The 19,633-nt window shown below is 68.5% G+C and carries 18 protein-coding genes and 1 pseudogene; all 19 read left to right on the plus strand.

What is annotated here, in order from left to right; genetic code table 11:
* The first annotated feature begins 33 nt into the window (after window positions 1–33).
* A complete protein-coding gene (locus Q9R39_RS22235) occupies window positions 34–324 on the plus strand; it encodes a hypothetical protein (RefSeq protein ID WP_011161192.1) in 291 nt (96 codons plus the stop codon).
* A 25-nt stretch (window positions 325–349) separates the two neighbouring features.
* Window positions 350–619, plus strand: coding sequence for a hypothetical protein (locus Q9R39_RS22240; RefSeq protein WP_035755683.1), 270 nt, complete (start codon window positions 350–352; stop codon window positions 617–619).
* Between the two features lie 20 nt (window positions 620–639).
* Window positions 640–1,251: a hypothetical protein gene (locus Q9R39_RS22245; RefSeq protein WP_035755685.1), complete on the plus strand. Its 612-nt coding sequence runs from the start codon at window positions 640–642 to the stop codon at window positions 1,249–1,251.
* Between the two features lie 4 nt (window positions 1,252–1,255).
* On the plus strand, window positions 1,256–2,158 hold the full coding sequence (locus Q9R39_RS22250; RefSeq protein WP_051406022.1) for a hypothetical protein: 903 nt from the start codon (window positions 1,256–1,258) through the stop codon (window positions 2,156–2,158).
* Window positions 2,152–3,666 carry a hypothetical protein gene (locus Q9R39_RS22255; RefSeq protein ID WP_058253911.1) on the plus strand — a complete coding sequence of 505 codons (1,515 nt, stop codon included), beginning with the start codon at window positions 2,152–2,154 and terminating at the stop codon, window positions 3,664–3,666. Before Q9R39_RS22250 ends, Q9R39_RS22255 begins: the two co-directional genes overlap by 7 nt.
* A gap of 43 nt (window positions 3,667–3,709) precedes the next feature.
* Window positions 3,710–5,206: an SCO6880 family protein gene (locus Q9R39_RS22260; RefSeq protein ID WP_035755687.1), complete on the plus strand. Its 1,497-nt coding sequence runs from the start codon at window positions 3,710–3,712 to the stop codon at window positions 5,204–5,206.
* 27 nt (window positions 5,207–5,233) lie between these two features.
* Window positions 5,234–6,292: a hypothetical protein gene (locus tag Q9R39_RS22265; RefSeq protein ID WP_035755689.1), complete on the plus strand. Its 1,059-nt coding sequence runs from the start codon at window positions 5,234–5,236 to the stop codon at window positions 6,290–6,292.
* Between the two features lie 19 nt (window positions 6,293–6,311).
* A complete protein-coding gene (locus Q9R39_RS22270) occupies window positions 6,312–8,276 on the plus strand; it encodes a hypothetical protein (protein WP_035755692.1) in 1,965 nt (654 codons plus the stop codon).
* Window positions 8,273–8,671, plus strand: a complete 399-nt coding sequence (locus Q9R39_RS22275) for a hypothetical protein (protein WP_035755694.1) — start codon at window positions 8,273–8,275, stop codon at window positions 8,669–8,671. Before Q9R39_RS22270 ends, Q9R39_RS22275 begins: the two co-directional genes overlap by 4 nt.
* Window positions 8,664–10,691, plus strand: coding sequence for a transglycosylase family protein (locus Q9R39_RS22280; protein ID WP_035755696.1), 2,028 nt, complete (start codon window positions 8,664–8,666; stop codon window positions 10,689–10,691). Before Q9R39_RS22275 ends, Q9R39_RS22280 begins: the two co-directional genes overlap by 8 nt.
* The gene (locus Q9R39_RS22285; RefSeq protein ID WP_051406024.1) at window positions 10,688–11,242 is read left to right on the plus strand and encodes a hypothetical protein; all 555 of its coding nucleotides are present in this window, start codon (window positions 10,688–10,690) and stop codon (window positions 11,240–11,242) included. Before Q9R39_RS22280 ends, Q9R39_RS22285 begins: the two co-directional genes overlap by 4 nt.
* Window positions 11,243–11,282: 40 nt before the next feature.
* Window positions 11,283–11,984: a hypothetical protein gene (locus Q9R39_RS22290; RefSeq protein ID WP_035755698.1), complete on the plus strand. Its 702-nt coding sequence runs from the start codon at window positions 11,283–11,285 to the stop codon at window positions 11,982–11,984.
* Window positions 11,981–13,912 (plus strand): type IV secretory system conjugative DNA transfer family protein, encoded by a 1,932-nt coding sequence (locus Q9R39_RS22295; RefSeq protein ID WP_035755700.1) that lies wholly within the window; start codon window positions 11,981–11,983, stop codon window positions 13,910–13,912. The genes Q9R39_RS22290 and Q9R39_RS22295 overlap by 4 nt, the downstream gene beginning before the upstream one ends.
* Window positions 13,912–14,319 carry a DUF4913 domain-containing protein gene (locus Q9R39_RS22300; protein ID WP_035755702.1) on the plus strand — a complete coding sequence of 136 codons (408 nt, stop codon included), beginning with the start codon at window positions 13,912–13,914 and terminating at the stop codon, window positions 14,317–14,319. The genes Q9R39_RS22295 and Q9R39_RS22300 overlap by 1 nt, the downstream gene beginning before the upstream one ends.
* Before the next feature lie 21 nt (window positions 14,320–14,340).
* A complete protein-coding gene (locus Q9R39_RS22305) occupies window positions 14,341–14,520 on the plus strand; it encodes a hypothetical protein (RefSeq protein WP_139114278.1) in 180 nt (59 codons plus the stop codon).
* A gap of 114 nt (window positions 14,521–14,634) precedes the next feature.
* Complete coding sequence (locus tag Q9R39_RS22310; protein ID WP_139114279.1) at window positions 14,635–15,405, plus strand: hypothetical protein; 771 nt, start codon at window positions 14,635–14,637, stop codon at window positions 15,403–15,405.
* A gap of 45 nt (window positions 15,406–15,450) precedes the next feature.
* Window positions 15,451–15,915 carry a hypothetical protein gene (locus Q9R39_RS22315; RefSeq protein ID WP_139114280.1) on the plus strand — a complete coding sequence of 155 codons (465 nt, stop codon included), beginning with the start codon at window positions 15,451–15,453 and terminating at the stop codon, window positions 15,913–15,915.
* A gap of 284 nt (window positions 15,916–16,199) precedes the next feature.
* Window positions 16,200–16,784, plus strand: a complete 585-nt coding sequence (locus Q9R39_RS22320) for a hypothetical protein (RefSeq protein ID WP_058253940.1) — start codon at window positions 16,200–16,202, stop codon at window positions 16,782–16,784.
* Between the two features lie 41 nt (window positions 16,785–16,825).
* Window positions 16,826–19,633: pseudogene (locus Q9R39_RS22325) on the plus strand (helicase); the annotation flags it as partial.

Raw genomic sequence — 19,633 nt, forward strand, 5'->3', positions numbered from 1 at the left:
CAACCCTGCACACCTCACGAGAAGGAAGAGATCATGCTCCAGTCCACCCTGGCCTCGGCCACAGCCACCACCACCTACGTGGCGTTCAACCCCATCCCGATTCCCGGTCTGTCGGATCGGCTCAACACGTTCGGCGGGTGGGCCACCTTCCTGGCCTACTTCGCCTGCGCGGTGGCGATCGTCGTCGGCGGCGGCTTCATCGCATGGGACAAGATCACCGATCGCGGTGACAGCAAGGGGGTGAAGATCGCGATTGGCGCGATCGTCGGGACGATGGTGATCGCGACGGGCGCCACGATCCTGCAGGCCGCGGGCGGGCAGTGAGCCGTGCGGACCGAAAGCTACAGCGATGAACACCACCGTGACAGTGGCCTACGCGAAACTGCCCCCCGAGGTGATGAGCAACATCACCCTGATCGGCGGTTGGTTCGTGTTCGTAGCCAACATGCTCGCACTTCTGCACCTGGTCTTTCTGGGTGCCTCGATCGCCTTCGACAAGGTGCGCGAGCATCCGTTCTCCCAGATCCCCGCGGGGGAGTGGTTCACCAAGATCATCTTCGGGGTGTGGGTGGTCGCGATCGCCGGCAACATCGCGGCGGCGGTGCTGGTTTTCGGCTGATCGCCGAACTGGTCACCCTCGTGAGCATCGTGTGCACGGTGATCGGCCTGCTAGCCGGGTGCGGATCAGAGCCCGACACGGCCACACCGTCGACGCCGCAACAGATTCCGCTGACCGCGCCGCCCACCGATCTGCGATGGGTGCAGTTCAACGGGATGCGCCTTCCCCAAGCCGCCGAAGGCCCCCACGAGATGTCCGATGTCATCGCCCCGGGAGGGTTCGACCGCACCCCTCCGGGCGCGGGGCTGGCCGCGGTCAATGCCATCGTGCGTCTCTCGGTCGCGCTCGATGACCAGTGGCCCCAGGTTGTGCGTGAACTCATCGCACCGGGACAAGCGCGAGATGACTTCATCACCAACCGCATTCAGCTGTCGACCACGTCTGGCGTGCCAGCCGGTCAGGCGCCGCAGGTGCAGGGCTGGAAACTGACCGCGTTCACCCCCGACAAGGCATCGGTCGACATTTACACCCGGCTGCCGGACGGCTCGATGACGGTCAATCACACCACGGTCGTGTGGGCACCGGCGTTCGGTGACTGGCGGCTGCTGCTGCCCGACGCCGCGGCGGGTGCCTCACCGGTGGATGCGATCTCGGCCACGCCGACCGACATGGTCGCACTGACAGGAGCGTAACCCCATGAGCACCCCCGATCCTCGCGACGACGACCTCGGCCGACTGGCAGCGGTGCACTCACTGCGCCAGTCCGGTGGCTACAAGGGCACCACGCTGGTGCTGTCGCTGCTGGTGTTGACCATGGTCATCGGCGCGGCCGTGCTGGTCGCCATCCGCGGCGATGATGGCGATTCGTCAGCGCCGCCGCCACAGGTCACTGCCACGGACACACCGACGTCGCTGCCGCCGCAAACCCCGGTGACCCGGCTGCCCGACGACGCGTTCGGGGTGCCCACCACCGACACCCGCGGCCGCCGGGTGGAAACCCCGACCAACCCGCTCGGCCAGGTTCTCCCGCAGACCACCGATCCCTCCGACACCGATGATCCTGAGGCCGTGCTCCCGCCGCCGCGGGGGTTGATGTGGCAGCGCGTATATGGCGCGACCATCCCATTCTCCACCTCGGATGGTCCGACCGCGATCAGCACCGACGGTGTACCCACCGGATTTGCCCACACCCCGCAGGGCGCGGCGCTGGCGGCCTGGCAGATCGGCCAGCGCGCTACCTGGGCACCCGATGACCAGAACGTCGCCCTACTCGATCGCGCGGCCGTGGTCTCCGAGGCCGCCCGTCCCGAGGCCGACAACCTGCGCACCAACGGCGCGCAGGTCTATGCCGGAAATACTGAGTTGCCCGCGCAGATCCGGGATGTGCCGGTCGCGGTCCGCGTCACCACCTACTCCACCGACTTCGCCCACGTCGAGTTCGCCCAACCTCTCACCCGCGACGACGGCTTCACCGCCATCTCGGTCGGCGTCGACATGGTCTGGCGCGACGGTCAGTGGAAGTGGGTGGTCCCCGAACCCGGCAACGAACCGAGCCGGCTGCTCATCTCGACCACCGGCGATGGGTGGACCCCATGGTGAACCACCGCAACGACTCTCACCTCCGGGAAGCGCGTTCCGGCCGACTGGGGCGTGTGCGCGCTGCCCTGACCGGCCGACGCACCCACGCCGCGGTCGTGGTGGCGCTGATCGCCGCGACGGTGTCCTCGTGGGCCGGTGCGGGCACGGCCGCAGCGAACCCACTGTGCGACGCCCTGGGACCGTTGACGCGGACCGTCTGCGGCGCCGCGGGCAACGCCGCGAGCAATGTGGCCGGCAGCGTGGTCGGCGGAACATTCGAGAAGATCGTCAACTCGCTACTCGAGGGCTACCAGACCGTTCTGACGTGGGCGATGGCGTGGTGGATCAAACTGCCGAACCCCCAGTTGGACAACAAGTCCTCCCTCATGCAGGAAGTCCACGACCACACCCTGCAAATCCAGATCGTGGGGCTGACGTTCTCGCTGATGTTCTTCGGCCTGCGGATGATGATCGACCGCAAACGCTCCCTGGCCGATGACGCCGAAGAGGGCTTCAAACTGATCTTCCGCTCAGCGATGGCCACCGCCGCGATCCCGCTGGCACTGACCGTGGGCGGCCGCATCGCCGACGGCATCTCCAACTGGCTGGTCAGCGAATCGGTGACCGCCGGCGGCGGCAACGGCGACGTCATCAAGAACTTCCTCAAACTCAACCTGCTGACCAACTCCGCGCTGGGCACCACCGCCATCGGCATCTTCGCCCTCGTCGGATTCCTCGGAGCCTTCTTGCAGTTGGCGTTGCTGGTGGTGCGCGAGGCGATGCTGCTGCTGGTCGTCGCCGCGCTACCGGTGGCGGCCGCATTCTCCGGCACCGGACCCGGCTCGCAGAGCTACCAGCGGCTCGTCGCGTGGTCGGTGGCATTCCTGCTGTTCAAACCCGTCGGCGCGCTGACCTACTTCGTGGCGTTTCGCGCCGGAGCCTCCAAAGACAACGCCCAACAGGTGGTCCTGGGCATGGTGCTGATGATGCTGTGCGCGTTCGTGTTACCCGCGCTCATGCGCCTGATCGCCCCCGCCGTGGCAAGCATGGGCGGCGGCGGATCGGGTGCCGCAGCAGCGGGTGCGGCCATCGGTGCCGGCGTCGCGGCAGGCAAGGTCGCGGCCGCGGCCGCCTCGGGCGGGGCGACCGCCGGGGCCAGCGGCGGCGCGAGCGCGGGCGGGATGTCCTCGATCGCCGGTCGCGGCGGCGGCGGACCCTCGGGCGGTATCTCCACGGCATCGGCACCCTCACCACCACCGCCATCCGGTGGCGGCGGGCCCGGCGCCCAACCCGCACTCTCCGGTGGCCAGGGCGGCCAGGCCAGCTCCGGCGGCGGGGGAGGAGGCGGCGGTCCCACCTCCGGCCTGGGCGACGCGATGGGATCGGCCGGCGGACTCGCCGGGGCAGCAATGCAAACCGTCAGCGACAGCGTCGAATCCGAGGTCGAAGCCACCACCAGCGCCGACCCGTCCCTGAGCAGCCCACCGCCGATGCGTTCGGGCTGGAACGAACACGCCATGGCGCACTAGCCACCACCGACCCATCTCTGTCTGACTGTCGAAAGAGGTTGTCATGACCGACAAAGCCGGCACCCGCCGACTGCTGTACCGCCCCGCGGCGGCGTTCCGGTCCTCCGGCGCATTCGGGTTCACCATGTTCTCGACGATGGTGCTGCTCGGATTCCTGTTCATCGCCGTCGTCGGCCTGATGCTGCCGCTACCCGGGGTGATCAAGTTCTTCGGGCTGCCGTTCACCCTGGCTGTGCTGTTCGTGCCGCTGGTCGTGTCGCTGCGCGGCCGCTCAGCGTGGGAGCTGGGCATGGGTGCACGGTCGGTGTCGAAGTCGCGCCGTGCCGGTGAGACCCTGGTGCGGTCCGGGCCGTTCACGATGATCCCCGACGGCACCCCACCACCGGGACCGCTGGCCACCGCCGAGACATTCAATTTCTCACCCGGCGACGGATCAGCACCGTTCAGCCTGATCAAGTTGTCGTCGAAGAACTTCTACACCCTGGTCCTGCGGACCTGGCCCCAGGGCGGGGAGTGGAATGACCAGCCCGTGCGAGACCGCTGGGTCGCCCGCCTCGGCGACATGCTCACCTTCCTCGGACAATCACCAGACTTCGTGGCCGCCACGGTCACCATGGAAACCCTGCCCGAATCAGGGATGCGGGCCTCCAGCATCGTGCGGTCGCGACTCAAAGACACCGCGCCAGCGCTGGCCCGCAAGATCATCATCGAAGCCACCGAAGCGGTACCGACCGCCGAAGTACGCCTGGAAGCGCGGATCGGATTGACCTGGCGCGCGGACACCATGCACCGCAAACGCGACGCCACCGACATGGGCAACGAGCTCGCGCGACGACTCGGCCGGATTCGGGACTACTGCCACGCCGCCGGTCTGCGAGTACGGCCGATGCTCGAACGCGAAATCTGCGCCATCGCCCGCCGCAGTTTCTCCCCTGCCGACGAGCTCGACCTCGAAATCGGTCTGATGAGCGGTGAACCGATGCGCCTGCGGTGGGAAGACTGCGGACCGACCTCAGCGTCTGACCAACACGGCCGCCTGCTTCACGATGCCGCGCAGTCGATGTCGTGGACGATGCGCAACGAACCCGAGGCGCCATTCGACTCCAACGTGCTCGCCGATCTGCTGTCCCCGAACAGCGACGTACCGCGCAAACGCGTCACCTTCGTCTACCAGCCCTACACCCCGGCCCAAGCCACCACCATCGTCAACAAGGACCACAACGATGCCCGCCAGGCCGTGCGCACCAACGTCGGCAAACTGCCCGAACGCGCATTCGTGCGCCTCGACAGCGCCGAAGGTGCCCGACAGGAACAGGCCCGCGGCGCCGGCGTGACCCGGGTGTCGATGATCGTGACCGCCACCTGCCCCATCGGTGCCGACACCCAGAAGATCGAAACCCTCGTCACCGATCTGGGCCTCTCGGCGGCCACCCCACTCGAACCGACCCGCGACGAACAACTCGTCACCTTCTGCGCCGGACTGGGTTTCGGTGTCGTGCTCTCCGAAGAGAGCACCGTCTCCGACAAGCTCGCCGCCTAAACCCGGGCCAGAAAGGACCACCCTGCGATGCCGACGCTTCCCGCCCTGACCTCGCTGCTTCAGCGCTCGCGCGCCCGCCTGTCCTCCTCTGCGGCATCCCTGCCCCAGATCAACACCGTCCTGTCGATCACCGAGCACCGCTCGGCCGGCGGCCACGACTACGGTCTGATCCGCGCCCACGCCACCGGCCACTACACGGTGATCCTCACCGCGACCGGCGCGACGCTGCGCGACTGGCAACAACTGTGCGACTACACCCGCATCGACTTCGGCGCCGACGCCTGGGATGTCGTCGCGGTCACCGCCGTCGCCGACACCTTCCCCCGCACCGACATCGCCCACCGGCAGTGGATGGTCCCCGAGGGCCATCACCACCTCGACGTCGCCGACCTCGCCACCGACACCTATCTCGCGGTCACCTTCGTCGCGGCCACCTCGGCAATGAAGACCACCCCCGACGAGATGGCCGTGGAAGTGGGCCGACGCCTGCACACGCTGATCGGGTCCCTGCACGCCGCCGGGCTGGACACCTCGCCGCTGACCGCAGCGCAGGTCGCCGCGGTCGGGGTACGGGCCTACCGCGGTGGCCTGGCCGATGACGCCTCGCCCACGTTCGCCGACATCGCACCGGACTCGACACCACACCGGGTGCGGGATGTGTTCTGCCACAACGACCTGCTGTCGGCGACGTGGGTGATCGCCCCGCACGTGCTGGAACCGCCACACGCGATGGGTTCGGTCCTGGCCCAGCTTCTCGAGCGTGACCCGACCACACCGCGCACCCGGCTGGCGATCACCTGGCGGGCGACCTGCATCGCCGACACCATTCACCCCGACGACCCCATTCGGCTCACCTTCGAGCCCGTGCTGCAGCGCTTCGGCGCCACGCTGACGATCACCGAGCCGCGTCCCCGCACGCCGTCGGTGGACGCCCTACGAGCCCGGTTGCCGCTGTTCGCCCGCCTCGGCGTGCGCAACGGCTACGACCGCCACGCCGAACTGTTCGCCGCCGGAACCGGGCTGGGGGTGCTGCTGCCCGAACACGGCGACATCACCGACGAAGCCCTGCGCCACCGCCACCGCTAACCGATTGCGAGACGCCACCATGACTGTCACTGACCTCCATAAGGCCGCCACCACCGCCGCCACCGGCGGCGACACCACGCCGTCGACGTTGCGCCTCAATGCTGGTGCGGCCTCGGCCGCCCGGCCGAGCACCAAGGAACGCTCGACGAAGCCGACCACGTTCTACGACGACGACACCCGCGAGGACCTGCTCGACACCGCCCGCAGCGGTGGGATCAGCGGCTACCTCGCCCGCCAGAAGCTCGACAACGACACCCGCCGCCGGGAACGCCACGACGCCGCCGTCGCCCGTCCGATCCAGTTCGACGTGCCCACCCTGATCCGCACCAACCGGGGCTTCGACGGGCGTGGCGGCGGCCGCGTCGCCCACGTGCGCCGCCCCAACGAGCTGCGCGGCACCACCGCGCACGTGCCGGGGTTCTACCCGTTTCCCATCGGCGCCTCGGCACCTCTGGACGGCGCCCCCGTCGGCTCGCACCTCGACACCGGACAGCCCGTCGGGTTCGATCAGATCGGCTGGTTCGAGGCCGGCCAGATCACCGCACCTTCAGCGATGGTGTTCGGGCTCAACGGATTCGGCAAAAGCACGCTGAACCGGCGCATTGTGTGCCACGACCTGGCCACCGGGGTCCGCCCGCTCATCATGGGCGATCACCGCCCCGACTTCGTCAACATGATGCGCCAGATGGTCCTCCACGACAGCGACGGCCGGGTTCAGTACCGCGAGGACGGCATCACACCGGTCACCCCGCAGGTCACCAGCGTCGGATTCGACTCGCCGATGAACCCGCTCGCCGTGGGCACCTTCGGCAACCTCATCGCCCGATTGCCCACCGCCGCACGCCAACTCGCCGAACGCGAAATGCGGGCTCGCCAGGTCACCGCCGCGACCGGGCTACTTGAGATCAGCTCCGGCCGCCCGATCGCTCCGCACGAGGAGACGCTGCTGACCACCGCGTTGCGGGTGCTCTACGGCACGGCCAACGAGTTCACCCTGACCAATGCGCCCCTGCCCGGCGATGTGCTCAACCTGCTGCGCCAGGTCCCGCAAACTCTCATCGACGCCACCGCCCGCGACGCCGACACCAATCCGGAGTTGCGTCGCGCCCACCAGGACCTCCTCGATGCCTCCGGCGCCCTGGGGCGTCGCCCGCATGACGCGATCGCCGTCGACCGCTACCTGCTGCTGACCGAGAATCTGCGCCAGTCGCTCGATCAGCTGGTGTCGGGGCAGTTCGGCGAGATCTTCAACGCCCCCACCAAAGAGCCCATCGACATCGACGCCCTCGGGGTGTGCGTGGACATGTCCCGGCTGCCGGCCAACGCCCGCAAGCTGCGGGCCGCGGTGCTGTTGGCGTGCTGGTCCGACGGGTTCTCCGCCGTGGAAGCCTCGCACCTGCTGTCGGATCACGGCCTGCAAGAGCCCCGCAATTACGACCTGGTGTGCGACGAGTTCTCGCTGGTGCTCGGTGTCGGCAACGGCATCGTGTGGCGCGTCGACGAAGTCACCCGCGTCCAGCGTGAACAGGGCACCGGCAGCCTGTTCACCACCCACACCGTCAAAGACCTCCAGGCGTTCGACTCGATGGAAGATCGCCAGCGCGCCATGGGCTTCCTCGACCGCGCCCGGGTCAAGGTGTGCTTCCCGCTACCCGAGGACGAAGCCTCGCTGATGGAAGGCAAGGTCAACCTCAACGAGAAGGAGGCCGCCACCCTCGCCGAGTGGGCCACCACTCCCCGCGGCATCGACGACCCGGTCGTCTCCGAGATCAGCGAGGCGGACTGGGCCGACGGGCTCCGCGCCACCGGCACCGAAACCAACACCGTACCGCCGGGTATGGGCAAGTTCTTGATCAAAGAGGGTGAGCAGCCCGGTATCCCGGTGCAGATGCGGTTGACCGCCACCGAGCGCGCCACCGAGATGCACAACACCAACAAGCGCTTCAACCGCGGCCGCGGCGCCAAGTCCGGAGCCGCGGCATGAGCACCGACAGCGACCCGGGCACAGCCACCCCGCTCGACCCGCTACCGAGTGCCTGGGAGCAGGTGCAGGACTGGGTTGTCGAACCCAACCCGCGCCGCACCGCCCACCCCGAGGAAGTCCGGCGCCTGGCGGTGCGCGCTGTGGCCGAGCTGCTCGCCCGCACCTCGCTGTCGCTGACCGCCGCAGCCGCCGACGTCGCGGCGAACATCGGCGCCGGCACCAACAGCGTCATGCGGTGGTGCCGCGCGGCCGGGGTCGGCCGCGATGTCACCGCCCGAGACCGCGAATGGGCCACCCGCCTGGAGGTCGTGCGCTCGATGAACAAGGCGCTGACCGAACACGTCCGCGACCTCGACCGCGACACCGCCGACTACCGGGACCTGCCTCGTGGGTGAGGGCAACGCCTCCAAACTGCTGGTGCCGCTGCTGGCACTGGTCATGGGGTTCTTCGCCTCGTGCACCCTCATCATCTCCGTGGCCGGCGACGACGACTCCTGCCTGCCGCTAACCGGCGGTGTCGACCAACCCGCCGACGCGTCCCTCTCACCCGGCGCCAAGGTCAAGCCGATGAAAGTCAGGGACTTTCAGATCACCTCCGGGTACGGGATGCGCGGCCGCACCATGCACGAGGGCATCGATCTGGCCGGGGCACTGGGTGCGCCGATCTATGCCGCCGCCGACGGCACCGTCACCGCCGCCGGGAGCGCGTCGGGGTTCGGGCACTGGATCGTGCTCACCCACAACATCAACGGGCACGTGTGGTCCACGGTGTACGGGCACATGTTCGCCGACGGCGTGCTGGTCAAAGCCGGTCAGAAAGTCACCGCCGGGCAACACATCGCCAAGCTCGGCAACGACGGCCAATCCACCGGCCCCCACCTGCATTTCGAGGTCTGGGATGGCGGGCACCGCGACTTCACCGGCGGCCGCTCGGTCGATCCGGCCGGGTGGGTGTCCACCAGCCCCGAACCCGGCGCCGCCCCGGCCGGACGAGCTCCGGCCCAACCCGGCGGACCGCGGGTGCTCACCGCACCCCGAGTGATCCCGGCCGCCGACGTGGTCACCGCCGCCGACTGGGATGCCGTGGCTAAGCACGAATCCGGCGGCAACTGGAAGATCAACACCGGCAACGGCTACTACGGCGGATTGCAGTTCTCGGCGTCGACTTGGACCGGCGCCGGCGGCGGCCAGTATGCGCCGACCGCCGACAAAGCCACCCGCGAACAGCAGATGGAGGTCGCCAACCGCGTCCTGGGTTCCCAAGGCTGGGGCGCCTGGCCGACCACCTCCAAGACCGCCGGGGTCACCGGCAAGAAACCCGCACCCGCAGGCACGTTCCTCAACGCCGCCGCGGTGCCCCCACCACCCGCGGGCGCCCCCAGCGGCCCGCCCGCACCGTCGGGGCCGTCGGGTCCGCTGCCGCCGCTGCCCAAGTCCAAGGGCTCCGAAGCGCACTTCCAGGTCGACACCATCCGCCTGGCCCGCGCGATCGCCGCCAAATTCCCCCAGATCCAGACCATCGGCGGCTGGCGCGCCGACGGCGGCGGCTACAACGACCACCCGTCCGGCCGCGCCGTCGACGTCATGATCCCCAACTACACCTCCGCACAAGGGATCGCGCTCGGCAACGCCGTCAACAAATACATTCTCGACAACAAGAAGCACTTCAAGCTCGAGTACACGATCTGGCGCCAGACCTACTACCCGGTGGTCGGCAAGTCCAACGTCATGGACGACCGCGGCGACCCCACCCAGAACCACTTCGACCATGTCCACGCCACCGTCGAAGGCCACGGCATGCCCCGCGGCAATGAGGTCTACACCGCGCCGGGTATCACCGGCGGGATCAGCGCTGACGAGGGCGCCGACTGCGGCCCGATCGAGGACCAGCACGGCGGGGGAGTCGACAACCTCGCCGCCGGGCGGGTCCCCCCGGCCTACGAGCCGTGGTTCCGCAAAGCCGGGGTGCTCTGCCCGCAGATCAGCTCGGCATTCCTCGGCGGAATCGGCAAGCAGGAGACCGGGTTCAACGCCTCCCTGGTGTCCCCGGCAGGCGCGAAGGGGCCGATGCAATTCATGGACTACACCTACCCGTCCTGGGCAAAAGACGACGACGGCAACGGCCGCGCCTCGGCCACCGACATCGGTGACGCCGTCATGGCGGCCGGACGGTTCTCCTGCGCCAACGCCAAACAGATCGACGCCGCGATCGCCTCCGGGCGGGTGAAAGAACCCGCCGAAGGCCGCGAAATTCTCTACGCCTACGCCTACAACGCCGGAGTCGGCGCGGTGCTCAACGCCGGCGGAACACCCACCGGCGGCGACTACGACACCCAGACCCGCCCATACGGCCAGAAAGTCATCGCCTACGCCAAACAGTTCGCCGATCAAGGACTTCCGGAGAAGAACCGATGAACCACCACCGCCGCCACCACCACGTGCTGGTCGTCCTCGCGATCGTGCTGATCGCCGCACTGGCCGGATGCTCCGGTAGCGACAACACCACCGAACCCGCACACGGCCACGGAGACGACCACGGCGAGCACTACAGCAGCCCGCCCGGCCTGCCCGATCGCGCCGAACCGATCGGGGTGTTCACCACCACCGTCACCACCATGTTCAGCTGGCAACCCGCCGCCGACACCTCACCCACCGATGCGCTGCGCCGCACTCGCGCCACCCTCACCGGCCAGGCATTGGACTCCGCCGACAGCACCGCAACGGTGCGTCCCAGCGCCCAGTGGGGCGCATGGAAGCAATCTCTCGACGTCATCACCGCCCGCGTCGAGGGCGCCTCGGCAGTGCTGATCTCACCGGACAAGGCCAGCGCGCGCGGCACCGTCATCCAGACCGTGCTCGGCATCGACGCCACGGTGACCTCGTTCCGGAAATTCACCGTCACCGCCGATCTCGTCCGCGTCGACGGCCAGTGGAAGGTCGCCACCTACCCCCGCGCCGACACCTGACCCACCTACCTCCCATCACCCCTCGAAAGGAAGGCACACCATGCTCGACCCACACAACGTCGCCCAGGACAACAGCCGTGAAGTCGACGACATCTTCGACGAAATCCGCACGATCATGCGGCACTCCCGACGTCGGGCCGATGAAGCGCTGCGTGAGGTCCGCAACCAGCAGCACCGCCGACGTGCCCGGCAGACCCGCGCTCAGCAGCGCCTGAACTCCGCGCGCCACACTGGCGCCCACCAGCCCCGCTACACCGACACCAGCGCTGAACGTCACCCGCTGACACCGGATTTGATGGCCCGCTGGGCCGGGGCGCACGCCGCCGCCGATCTGGCTCGCGACGCCGCGGCCGAGGCCGCCCGCGACGGTGACACCGCCCGGCAAGCCCAGACCAATGCCACCGCGCAGCGCGCCGAGCAATGGGCGCACGCCTGGGATGAGCGGCTGCGTGAGGCCGGCGTCGACCCCGACAGCATCGGCGGCCGCGACCGCGACAAGGACCTCGGCGAGGTCGCCGACACCGATCTGCTCGACCAGGTGTCGGCCTCGGCCGCGAACTATGCCATCGACGTCGACGACGCCGCGGCCGCGGGCGGGCACCGCTCGATGAGTGAACTCATCGCCGACACCGAACCCGCCCCCGAAGCCGCGTTGATCGCCGCCGGCGACAGCGACTGGCAGATAGCCCCGGTCCCCGAGGTCGGGGCCAGCGTCACCCTCGACACCGGAGCCCAGCTGTGAGCACCACCCATCGCCGCGACCGCGGCCAACACGAATCCATGGTCGGCTACTACCTCGCCGCAGCCGTGTTCGCGCTGCTGGGGATCATCTACGTGTGCTGGCGGGCCGGGTGCTGGCTCACCGGCCAGCCCGGCCCGGTGCTGATCAACCCGGCCACCGCCGCCGTCGACGGCACATTCGAGTGGCCGGTGGCCTCCACCGTGCTCCTGGTGGTCGCGGTCATCGCCGCCGCCGCGATCGCGGTCGTGGTGGGACGTCATCGCGCCGCCACCGCCGTGCTGCGTGAGTTCGACCAGGTGGCACAGTTTCTTCCTCGTCCCCGGGAACTGCACGCCATCACCGCCCGCGACGCCAAGCACTCCGCGCAGCGCCTCCGCGGCCGCGACGCCATCACCGGGCACCTCGACTACGGGCTGGTGCTGGGATCGTTGATCGGGTCGGGCACCTCGGCGCTCTACATGAGCTGGGAGTGGGTCGGACTCGTCATCGGCGGGCCCCGATGCGGCAAGACCACCGGTTACGCCATCCCGATGATCTGCCAGGCGCCCGGCGCAGTGTTCGCCACCTCCAACAAGCCCGACATCTACGACGCCACCCGCTGGGTCCGTGACCGCAGCGACCTCGAGACCGCTCCCGCCGCCAAGGCCGACACCACCCGACACGGGCTGCGCGCACTGTGGGCCTATCGCACCCAGCGGCGCGAACCGCCACGCACCCGCGGCACCATCTGGCTCTCGGACCTCCAACACATCGCCGGCACTCAGGGCCAGCAGTGGTGGTGGGACCCGTTCTGGTGCGTACACGAACTCTCCGACGCCCGCGAGCTCGCCGCGATCTTCGCCGCCGCCGAAACCGCCGAAGGATCACGCCTGGACGCCTACTTCGACGGCGGCGCCAAAGAACTGCTCGCACTGCACATTCTGGCCGCAGCCGTCGGTGGGGGAGACCTCAAACACGTCGACGGCTGGCTCACCGACCCCAAACTCAAAGTCGCCCGCCAGGTGTTGACCCGCCACGGCCACCACGACGCCGCCGCCAAGATCGACACCGCCGCCAACCTCAACCCCCGCCAACAAGACGGCCTCTACGACATGGCGCGACGGTTCATCAACGTCATGACCGTGCCCGCCTACGCCCGATCGGTCCTCCCACCCCAACGTGTGCGGTTCGACGGCGACAACACCGTCGGCAGCAACGACATCCGCCACGACCTGCCCAAGTTCGATCCGCAAGCGTTCGTCACCTCCACCGACACCATGTACGCCCTGTCGATGGAAGGGGCAGGATCGGCCACCGCATTGACCACCGCCCTGGCCGACACCATATTCAAAGCCTCCGTCGCCCAAGCACGGCGCAACGGTGGACGTCTGCCCGTGCCCGTCGTGGCAGTGCTCGATGAGGCCGCCAACGTGTGCAAACTGCCCGAACTACCCGACTGGTACTCACACTTCGGCAGCCAGGGCATCGTCATCGTCACGATGCTGCAATCGCTGGCCCAGGCCGCGAAAGTGTGGTCCAAAGACAAACTCGACATGCTCGTGGACTCCTCGAACGTCTACATCTACGCCGGATCATCGAACAACGAGTCCTACCTGTCGGGCCTGAGCCGCATGATCGGCCAACGCGACGTCCGCCGCCGCAGCCGCTCGCACTCCAACTCCGGCCTGGGATCGACCAGCACCAGCGAATCCTGGTCCAGCGAACCCATTCTCGGTATCGACGACCTCAAAGCACTCCCCGCCGAACGAGCAGTGCTGGCCACCTCCGGGAACCGCACCGTCGTCACCACCAAGAACTCCTACTGGCTCGGCCCCTACGCCGAGCTGATCGACGCCTCCAAGAAAGCCTGCGCGACCGAACGCGCAGCCCAACAGACAGCGCTCGCCGCCGCACCCCTCGCCGCCACCACCCGGGAAAGGACCTCCTGATGACCACCCCCGACACCGACACCCCCGACGACGACCCCCGCGCGCACTGGCGGTTCACCTCCGGCGCCGACTGGTTCACCAACTGGCTCAGCCACATCAAAGCCGGACGCTTCGACCGCGACACCCGCTGGTGCGCGCAATGGTGGCGCCACGACGAAGTCGTCATCCGCCTCGAGGAGCTGTGGAAAGCGTGGGAGACCGCCCGCCTGAGCGAAGACCCCGCCGCACTGTCGTCGTGGTGGACCGCCCACCTCGACGCCCACTGGCGAACGCTCACCGCCGAAAACGGGCCGCTCTACCTGTGCACCCCCGAAAAACACACCGCCACAGACACGCTCACCGACGCGAGCACCCCACCCCCGCCCGGATGGTTCGACCCACCCGCCGACCACACCACCGCCGCGTAACAACGACGAGACGAGCCAGTCATGCCACCAACGCCGCTAGTGCACTGGGCGCTCGTCGGCTGCGTCGTGCTGCTGGTGGTCCTGGCCATCACCGGCGCCGTCTTCGTCACCAGAGCAGTCCTCCGCCAACGCCGCCGACCACGACCACCTGATCACCACCGCAAACCTGACCTCGACGAGGGATCGCACCATGACCACTGACCACGATTCGACCGCCCCACATCGCATCTACGAGCTAGCCCTCCACCGTCATGTGAGAGCCACCAAAGCGGCTCTTCCCACCACCGCCACCAACCAATGAGAGGACCGATACCCATGTTCGTTTTTCCTGCTGTTGACGGGTGCGGCACCACCTTTGCGGGTCCGACACTGCAACTGGCTGGCCGTGATGACGTCACCGACGACACCCGCCGTCGAGCCAAGATGGGGTGGCTGCTGCATTGGGGCGGCGCCGTCGTCGCGGGTGCGCTGCTGGCAGTTGTGGCGGCCAGCTACTTTGCGATCACCCCCGCCAATCTGGGATCCGACAGGCCTCTGATGAACACCATCGCGGCGTGGACGGTGTGGTTCGTACAGATGCTCGTCCTACCCGTACCTGCTGCCTACGCGGTGATCTGGTGTGTCGAGACAGTGAAGGGCCAGTGTTCGCGACTGGTCGGAGCCATCGCGGTGGCGGGCGCCTGCGGTGGTGCTGTGGCCGCGGTCATCGGTGTCGGGCAGGCGCTTCCGGCGACCTCGTGGTGGATGTCCAGTTCACTGTCTGCGTTCGTGCGTGATCAGACCCCAGCTCTGTCTGCTGACATCGCCGCCGACCTTCGCTCCGCGCGGCCGTGGCTGTACGTGGCGGCGGCGGTGTCACTGGCCATCGTCTGCGGACCACGGATGCGGGGCCGTCACCGTGGGCGCCTGGATTACCGGACGGTCAACGTCGCCCGATACCTCACGGCCGCCGACTACGAGAGCTACGCCACCGCCGTTCTCAATCGCGACGTTCGTGAGGGCGGCTGCGCCGCCGGGGCTGTGGCGATGTCGTTGTCCGACCGGGGCGCTCCCGACCCACCCCGGCCCGCTGGCCGAGTGCCCTGATGCATAAGCCTCCTGCCCCCGACCACATGACACGAAAGGCAACTCATGAGCGCCCTGTCGATAGTGCAGGCCTTTCCTGACGACCTGCCACCACCACCGCCACTCCCAACGTGGCACGTCGACCACACCTGGATGTGGTCGCTATTCGCGGTAGCATGGCCGGCCTTCGCGGTGGGGGCAGTCGTACTGTTCACCCTCCATATTCGTCGTGGTGTGGCTGTGCCCGAGAAGTCGATCCGGGTATGCCTGGCGACGGCGGTTGGGCTCGCCATTTTTTCACTGTCTCAAGTGGTCCTGCTGGGCGCCGATCGAGGCGACGTCGATGTGTGGGGCCGCGGGTTCAGGTGGTCGGCGGCGGTACTGGGCACCGTCGCGGGCGTGTCGCTGATGGTGGCTGCGGTGGCGGGGTTCGTCGCGGTCGCGGTGGTCGGCTGGCAGCGCGACACCGACGACCGCCGCATCACCACCCACGCGCACGTGTCCTCGGGCGACGGCCTGGACCCGCCGTGAGATGACTCAGGCCCTGGCAGGTGCTGGACACACCTGCCAGGGCACTGATCGGTCAGAGATCGAGCCTCTGACCAGTGAGAAACGATAGCCACCCACCCCTGCACCGGCGTAGTCCGGGCGGGGAGTGGACCTCACTTTGGTAGGAGCTCGACGCATGGCACGTAACGCCACCCCTGAGGACAACACCCCCAATCTGTTCGATCTGCTCGCCGACACCGACCCATCGGGTCAGCGGATGTCGGTGCAGCAGAGCACTATGGATACCCACACCGAGGAGGACACCGATGTTTCACGATCTGCGCACGACATTGACCGAGCGGTACGCCCAGGAACTGACGCAGATGGACCGCACGCAGTTCGAGGACTTCCTGACCGCGGAAGTGACCCGGCTGGAGGCCGAGATCGCGCAGACGCAGTCGCAGACGGAACTGGCGACGATCGCGGCGTGGAGGGACCAGCACGGGGGCAACGACCCGGACGTGCTGACGACGCAGCGGCTGTATCAGCAGGCCCGGTACTCGGCGGAGGAGACGGTGCTGGCGGCGCTGTGGGAGGGATTCAGCAGTCCCGAGGACGACGACCAGCCGGACGACGAGCCGAACCCGGACTCGATGACCGGGATGCAGCGGTGGCTGACGCAGTGGGCGATCGAGGCGAGCCGAGAGACCGAACGACTGACCGAGCGGGTGTGGCCGGATCAGACGCCGCGGTTTCAGGTGTGGGCCGAGCAACTGCTGGAAGCACGTCTGACCGACGGGCTGGCGGTGCCCGACGGGCCGGCACATCCGCTGGTTCCGGAGCTGACCGCGATGGTGGACGCAGCGTTGGCCGATCAGGCTCGCGCCGACGCCGAGCGCGTGCGGAGGTAGTCGACGACGGCCAGGGGCTGCTGTTTGAGTCTCTGGACGATTTGCGGATCCCGACTGACCCGGCCGTGGTCGACCCCGGCGGTACGCCGCTGCCGCCGAAGGCCGACGACGCGCTGCCGCGGGTGCCGCAGTCCGAGACGGGGTTGCCGCTGACGGCGTGGGCGAGTACCCGGGTCGCCCCGGCGCGCCGCCCGGATGGCTCGGTCGTCTACGTCAAGGCCGACCATGTGGTAGCCGGCCTTGAACCCGACCCCACCCCCGACGCAGAGACACCGGAACCGGAGCCGTCGAGCGTCGCGGCCATCGACGAGACCACCGCCCCGTCTATAGCTGCTGATGTGGGGCCTGCAACCCGGTTCACGCATCCGGGGACGGTGCTGGTGCCGTCTGGTGCCAAGTCCCGCGCCCGCGCCAACATCGCCGCACTCGAGGTCCTCACCGAGACAGCGCGCACCGGACGCCCGGCGACACCCGCCGAGCACGAGGTCCTGGCGCGGTGGTCGGGGTGGGGTGCCGCGGCCGACATCTTCGACGAGTCCAAGTCGGAGTGGGCACCCGAACGAGGCCAGTTGCGTGCCCTGTTGGATTCGGAGCAGTGGCGCCAAGCGAAGGCCTCCACACTCAACGCCCACTACACCGATCCGGCGATCGCCCAGACGATGTGGTCGGCGATGACTCGCGCTGGGTTTGACGAGGGACTGGTCCTCGAACCGGGTTGTGGCAGCGGCACGTTCATCGGTCTGGCACCGCCCGGCGCGCAGATGGTGGGGGTGGAGCTCGACCCGACGACCGCTCAGATCGCCCATCTGCTCTACCCCGACGCCCAGGTGCGGTTGGAGGGTTTCGAGACCACCCGCGTCCCGGACGGCTCGTTCGCTGCGGTGATCGGCAATGTGCCGTTCGGCGGGTTCACGGTGCACGACCCGATCCACAATCCGGCCCGCCACCGCATCCACAATCACTTCTTGCTCAAGTCGCTCAACCTCACCGCCCCCGGCGGCTACGTCATGGCGATCACCACCGCCGGAACGCTGGATGCCGCCTCAGACAAGGCGCGCCGCGACATGCACGCCGTCGCCGACCTCGTCGGCGCGGTGCGGTTGCCCTCGACCGCATTTGAACGGGTCGCCGGCACCCAGGTCGTCACCGACGTCTTGGTGTTCCGCCGCCGGGAACCCGACGCCGCCGCACCTGCGGACGCCGACTGGCTGCATTCTGACCTCGTCGCCCTCGCCGACCGGACCGGCGAGACCACCGAGATTGGGGTGAACCGCTACTTCACCACCCACCCCGAACATGTGCTGGGCACCTTGCGGGTCGATCGCGGGCTCTACCGCGACGGGATGCTCGTCGTGGCCGCCGAACCCGGCACCGATGTCGCCGCCGACCTCGACGACCGACTGACCAACATCGTCGACGCCGCACTGGAACGCGGCGACGGACTGTTCCTCGCTGATGCCACCGCCACGGCCGGGATGGAGTTCACCGCCGGAGCCCTGGACACCGACGCCCTCTACGGGGAGGACATCCCGATCGGGCACGTCAGCTACGACGAGACCACCGGAGTGTTCACCCGCCGCGGGATCGACGGCGATGAGGCGATGAAGGTGCCCGCGACCCGCACCACCGAGACCCGGCACCTGCTGCGGCTGCGTGACTTGTTCGCGGCGACGATCGCCGCCCAACGCACCCAGAGCAGCCGCGCCGAGCGTGACGCGCTACGCGCGGACCTCAACGAGGTCTACGATGCATACCTCAACACCTACGGCCCGGTGAACCGGGCGAAGCTGGTGGGCGGCAAGGAACGCACCGCCGAGGAAGCCGCGAAGAAGTTCGCAGAACTCGAAGGCAAGTGGCGTACTGCCAATCGCGACGCCGACGGCGCCGACTATCCCGGCCCGCTGCCCGAGGATGTGGCGGCCGAGCTCGATGAGAAGGCATGGCAGGTCAGCGCACCCTCGCGGCGCCAAACCCATCTCGAGGCGGTCCGCGCCGATCCGGGGATGGCCGGCGTGCTGGCGTTGGAACGCTACGACGACGAGACCGGCACCGTCAGCAAGACCGCGGTGTTCTCCCGCGACGTCGTCGTCGCGCCGGTCCCGGTGTCACGCGCGGACACCCCGGCCGAAGCCGTCGCGATCAGTCTCGGTGAACGCGGGCGAGTCGATCTCGACCGCGTCGCCGAACTGCTCGATCAACCCGCCGCCCAAGCGCGCGAGTCCATCCGTGGGCTGGTCTACGCCGATCCCGACATGCCCGAAGATCTGATACCGGCTCCCACAGCGTTGTCGGGCAACGTGCGTGCCAAACACGCCCGCGCCGCCGAGGCCGCCCGCACCGATCCCGGTAACCGGGACTGGGCAGAGCTAACACAAGCACTGGCGCAGGTGATTCCGGACGACAAGCAACCCTCCCAGATCGGGTCGGTCAAACTCGGGCCGACCTGGATCGAGCCGCGCGACTACGAAGCGTTCGTGCGCGAGACCTTCGGCGCCACGAGTGCCCGAGTGACGCGCGCGGCCGGTTCGTGGGGCGTCGAGGTGCCACCTGACGAACGCAACAGCGCGCTGATGCGCACCGAGTACGGCGCCGACAATGCCGACAGGAGGAACAAGGCGCTCGATGCGATCGACCTCACCGAGATGCTGCTCAACCAACGCTCCATCGTGGTGAAGAACTCGGGGCCGGCGCAGGAAGAGGGGGCACCGGAAGTCGATGCCCAGGCCACCATCCTCGCCCAAGTCCAGGCCGAGAAGATCACCACCGAGTTCCGGTCGTGGCTGTGGTCGGATGATGAGCGCCGCGACCGGTTGGTCGCGGAGTGGAATCGCCGCTTCAACACCTGGGTT

It is taken from the genome of Gordonia sp. AC31, assembly GCF_031844505.1.
In the GTDB taxonomy this organism is placed as follows: Bacteria; Actinomycetota; Actinomycetes; order Mycobacteriales; family Mycobacteriaceae; genus Gordonia; species Gordonia hongkongensis.

Coding starts and splice junctions, on each gene's coding strand:
- Q9R39_RS22320 (WP_058253940.1), top strand. CDS start 16,200: ATGTTTCACGATCTGCGCACGACATTGACCGAGCGGTACGCCCAGGAA.
- Q9R39_RS22265 (WP_035755689.1), top strand. CDS start 5,234: ATGCCGACGCTTCCCGCCCTGACCTCGCTGCTTCAGCGCTCGCGCGCC.
- Q9R39_RS22305 (WP_139114278.1), top strand. CDS start 14,341: ATGCCACCAACGCCGCTAGTGCACTGGGCGCTCGTCGGCTGCGTCGTG.
- Q9R39_RS22285 (WP_051406024.1), top strand. CDS start 10,688: ATGAACCACCACCGCCGCCACCACCACGTGCTGGTCGTCCTCGCGATC.
- Q9R39_RS22300 (WP_035755702.1), top strand. CDS start 13,912: ATGACCACCCCCGACACCGACACCCCCGACGACGACCCCCGCGCGCAC.
- Q9R39_RS22240 (WP_035755683.1), top strand. CDS start 350: ATGAACACCACCGTGACAGTGGCCTACGCGAAACTGCCCCCCGAGGTG.
- Q9R39_RS22290 (WP_035755698.1), top strand. CDS start 11,283: ATGCTCGACCCACACAACGTCGCCCAGGACAACAGCCGTGAAGTCGAC.
- Q9R39_RS22275 (WP_035755694.1), top strand. CDS start 8,273: ATGAGCACCGACAGCGACCCGGGCACAGCCACCCCGCTCGACCCGCTA.
- Q9R39_RS22235 (WP_011161192.1), top strand. CDS start 34: ATGCTCCAGTCCACCCTGGCCTCGGCCACAGCCACCACCACCTACGTG.
- Q9R39_RS22310 (WP_139114279.1), top strand. CDS start 14,635: ATGTTCGTTTTTCCTGCTGTTGACGGGTGCGGCACCACCTTTGCGGGT.
- Q9R39_RS22255 (WP_058253911.1), top strand. CDS start 2,152: ATGGTGAACCACCGCAACGACTCTCACCTCCGGGAAGCGCGTTCCGGC.
- Q9R39_RS22270 (WP_035755692.1), top strand. CDS start 6,312: ATGACTGTCACTGACCTCCATAAGGCCGCCACCACCGCCGCCACCGGC.
- Q9R39_RS22260 (WP_035755687.1), top strand. CDS start 3,710: ATGACCGACAAAGCCGGCACCCGCCGACTGCTGTACCGCCCCGCGGCG.
- Q9R39_RS22250 (WP_051406022.1), top strand. CDS start 1,256: ATGAGCACCCCCGATCCTCGCGACGACGACCTCGGCCGACTGGCAGCG.
- Q9R39_RS22315 (WP_139114280.1), top strand. CDS start 15,451: ATGAGCGCCCTGTCGATAGTGCAGGCCTTTCCTGACGACCTGCCACCA.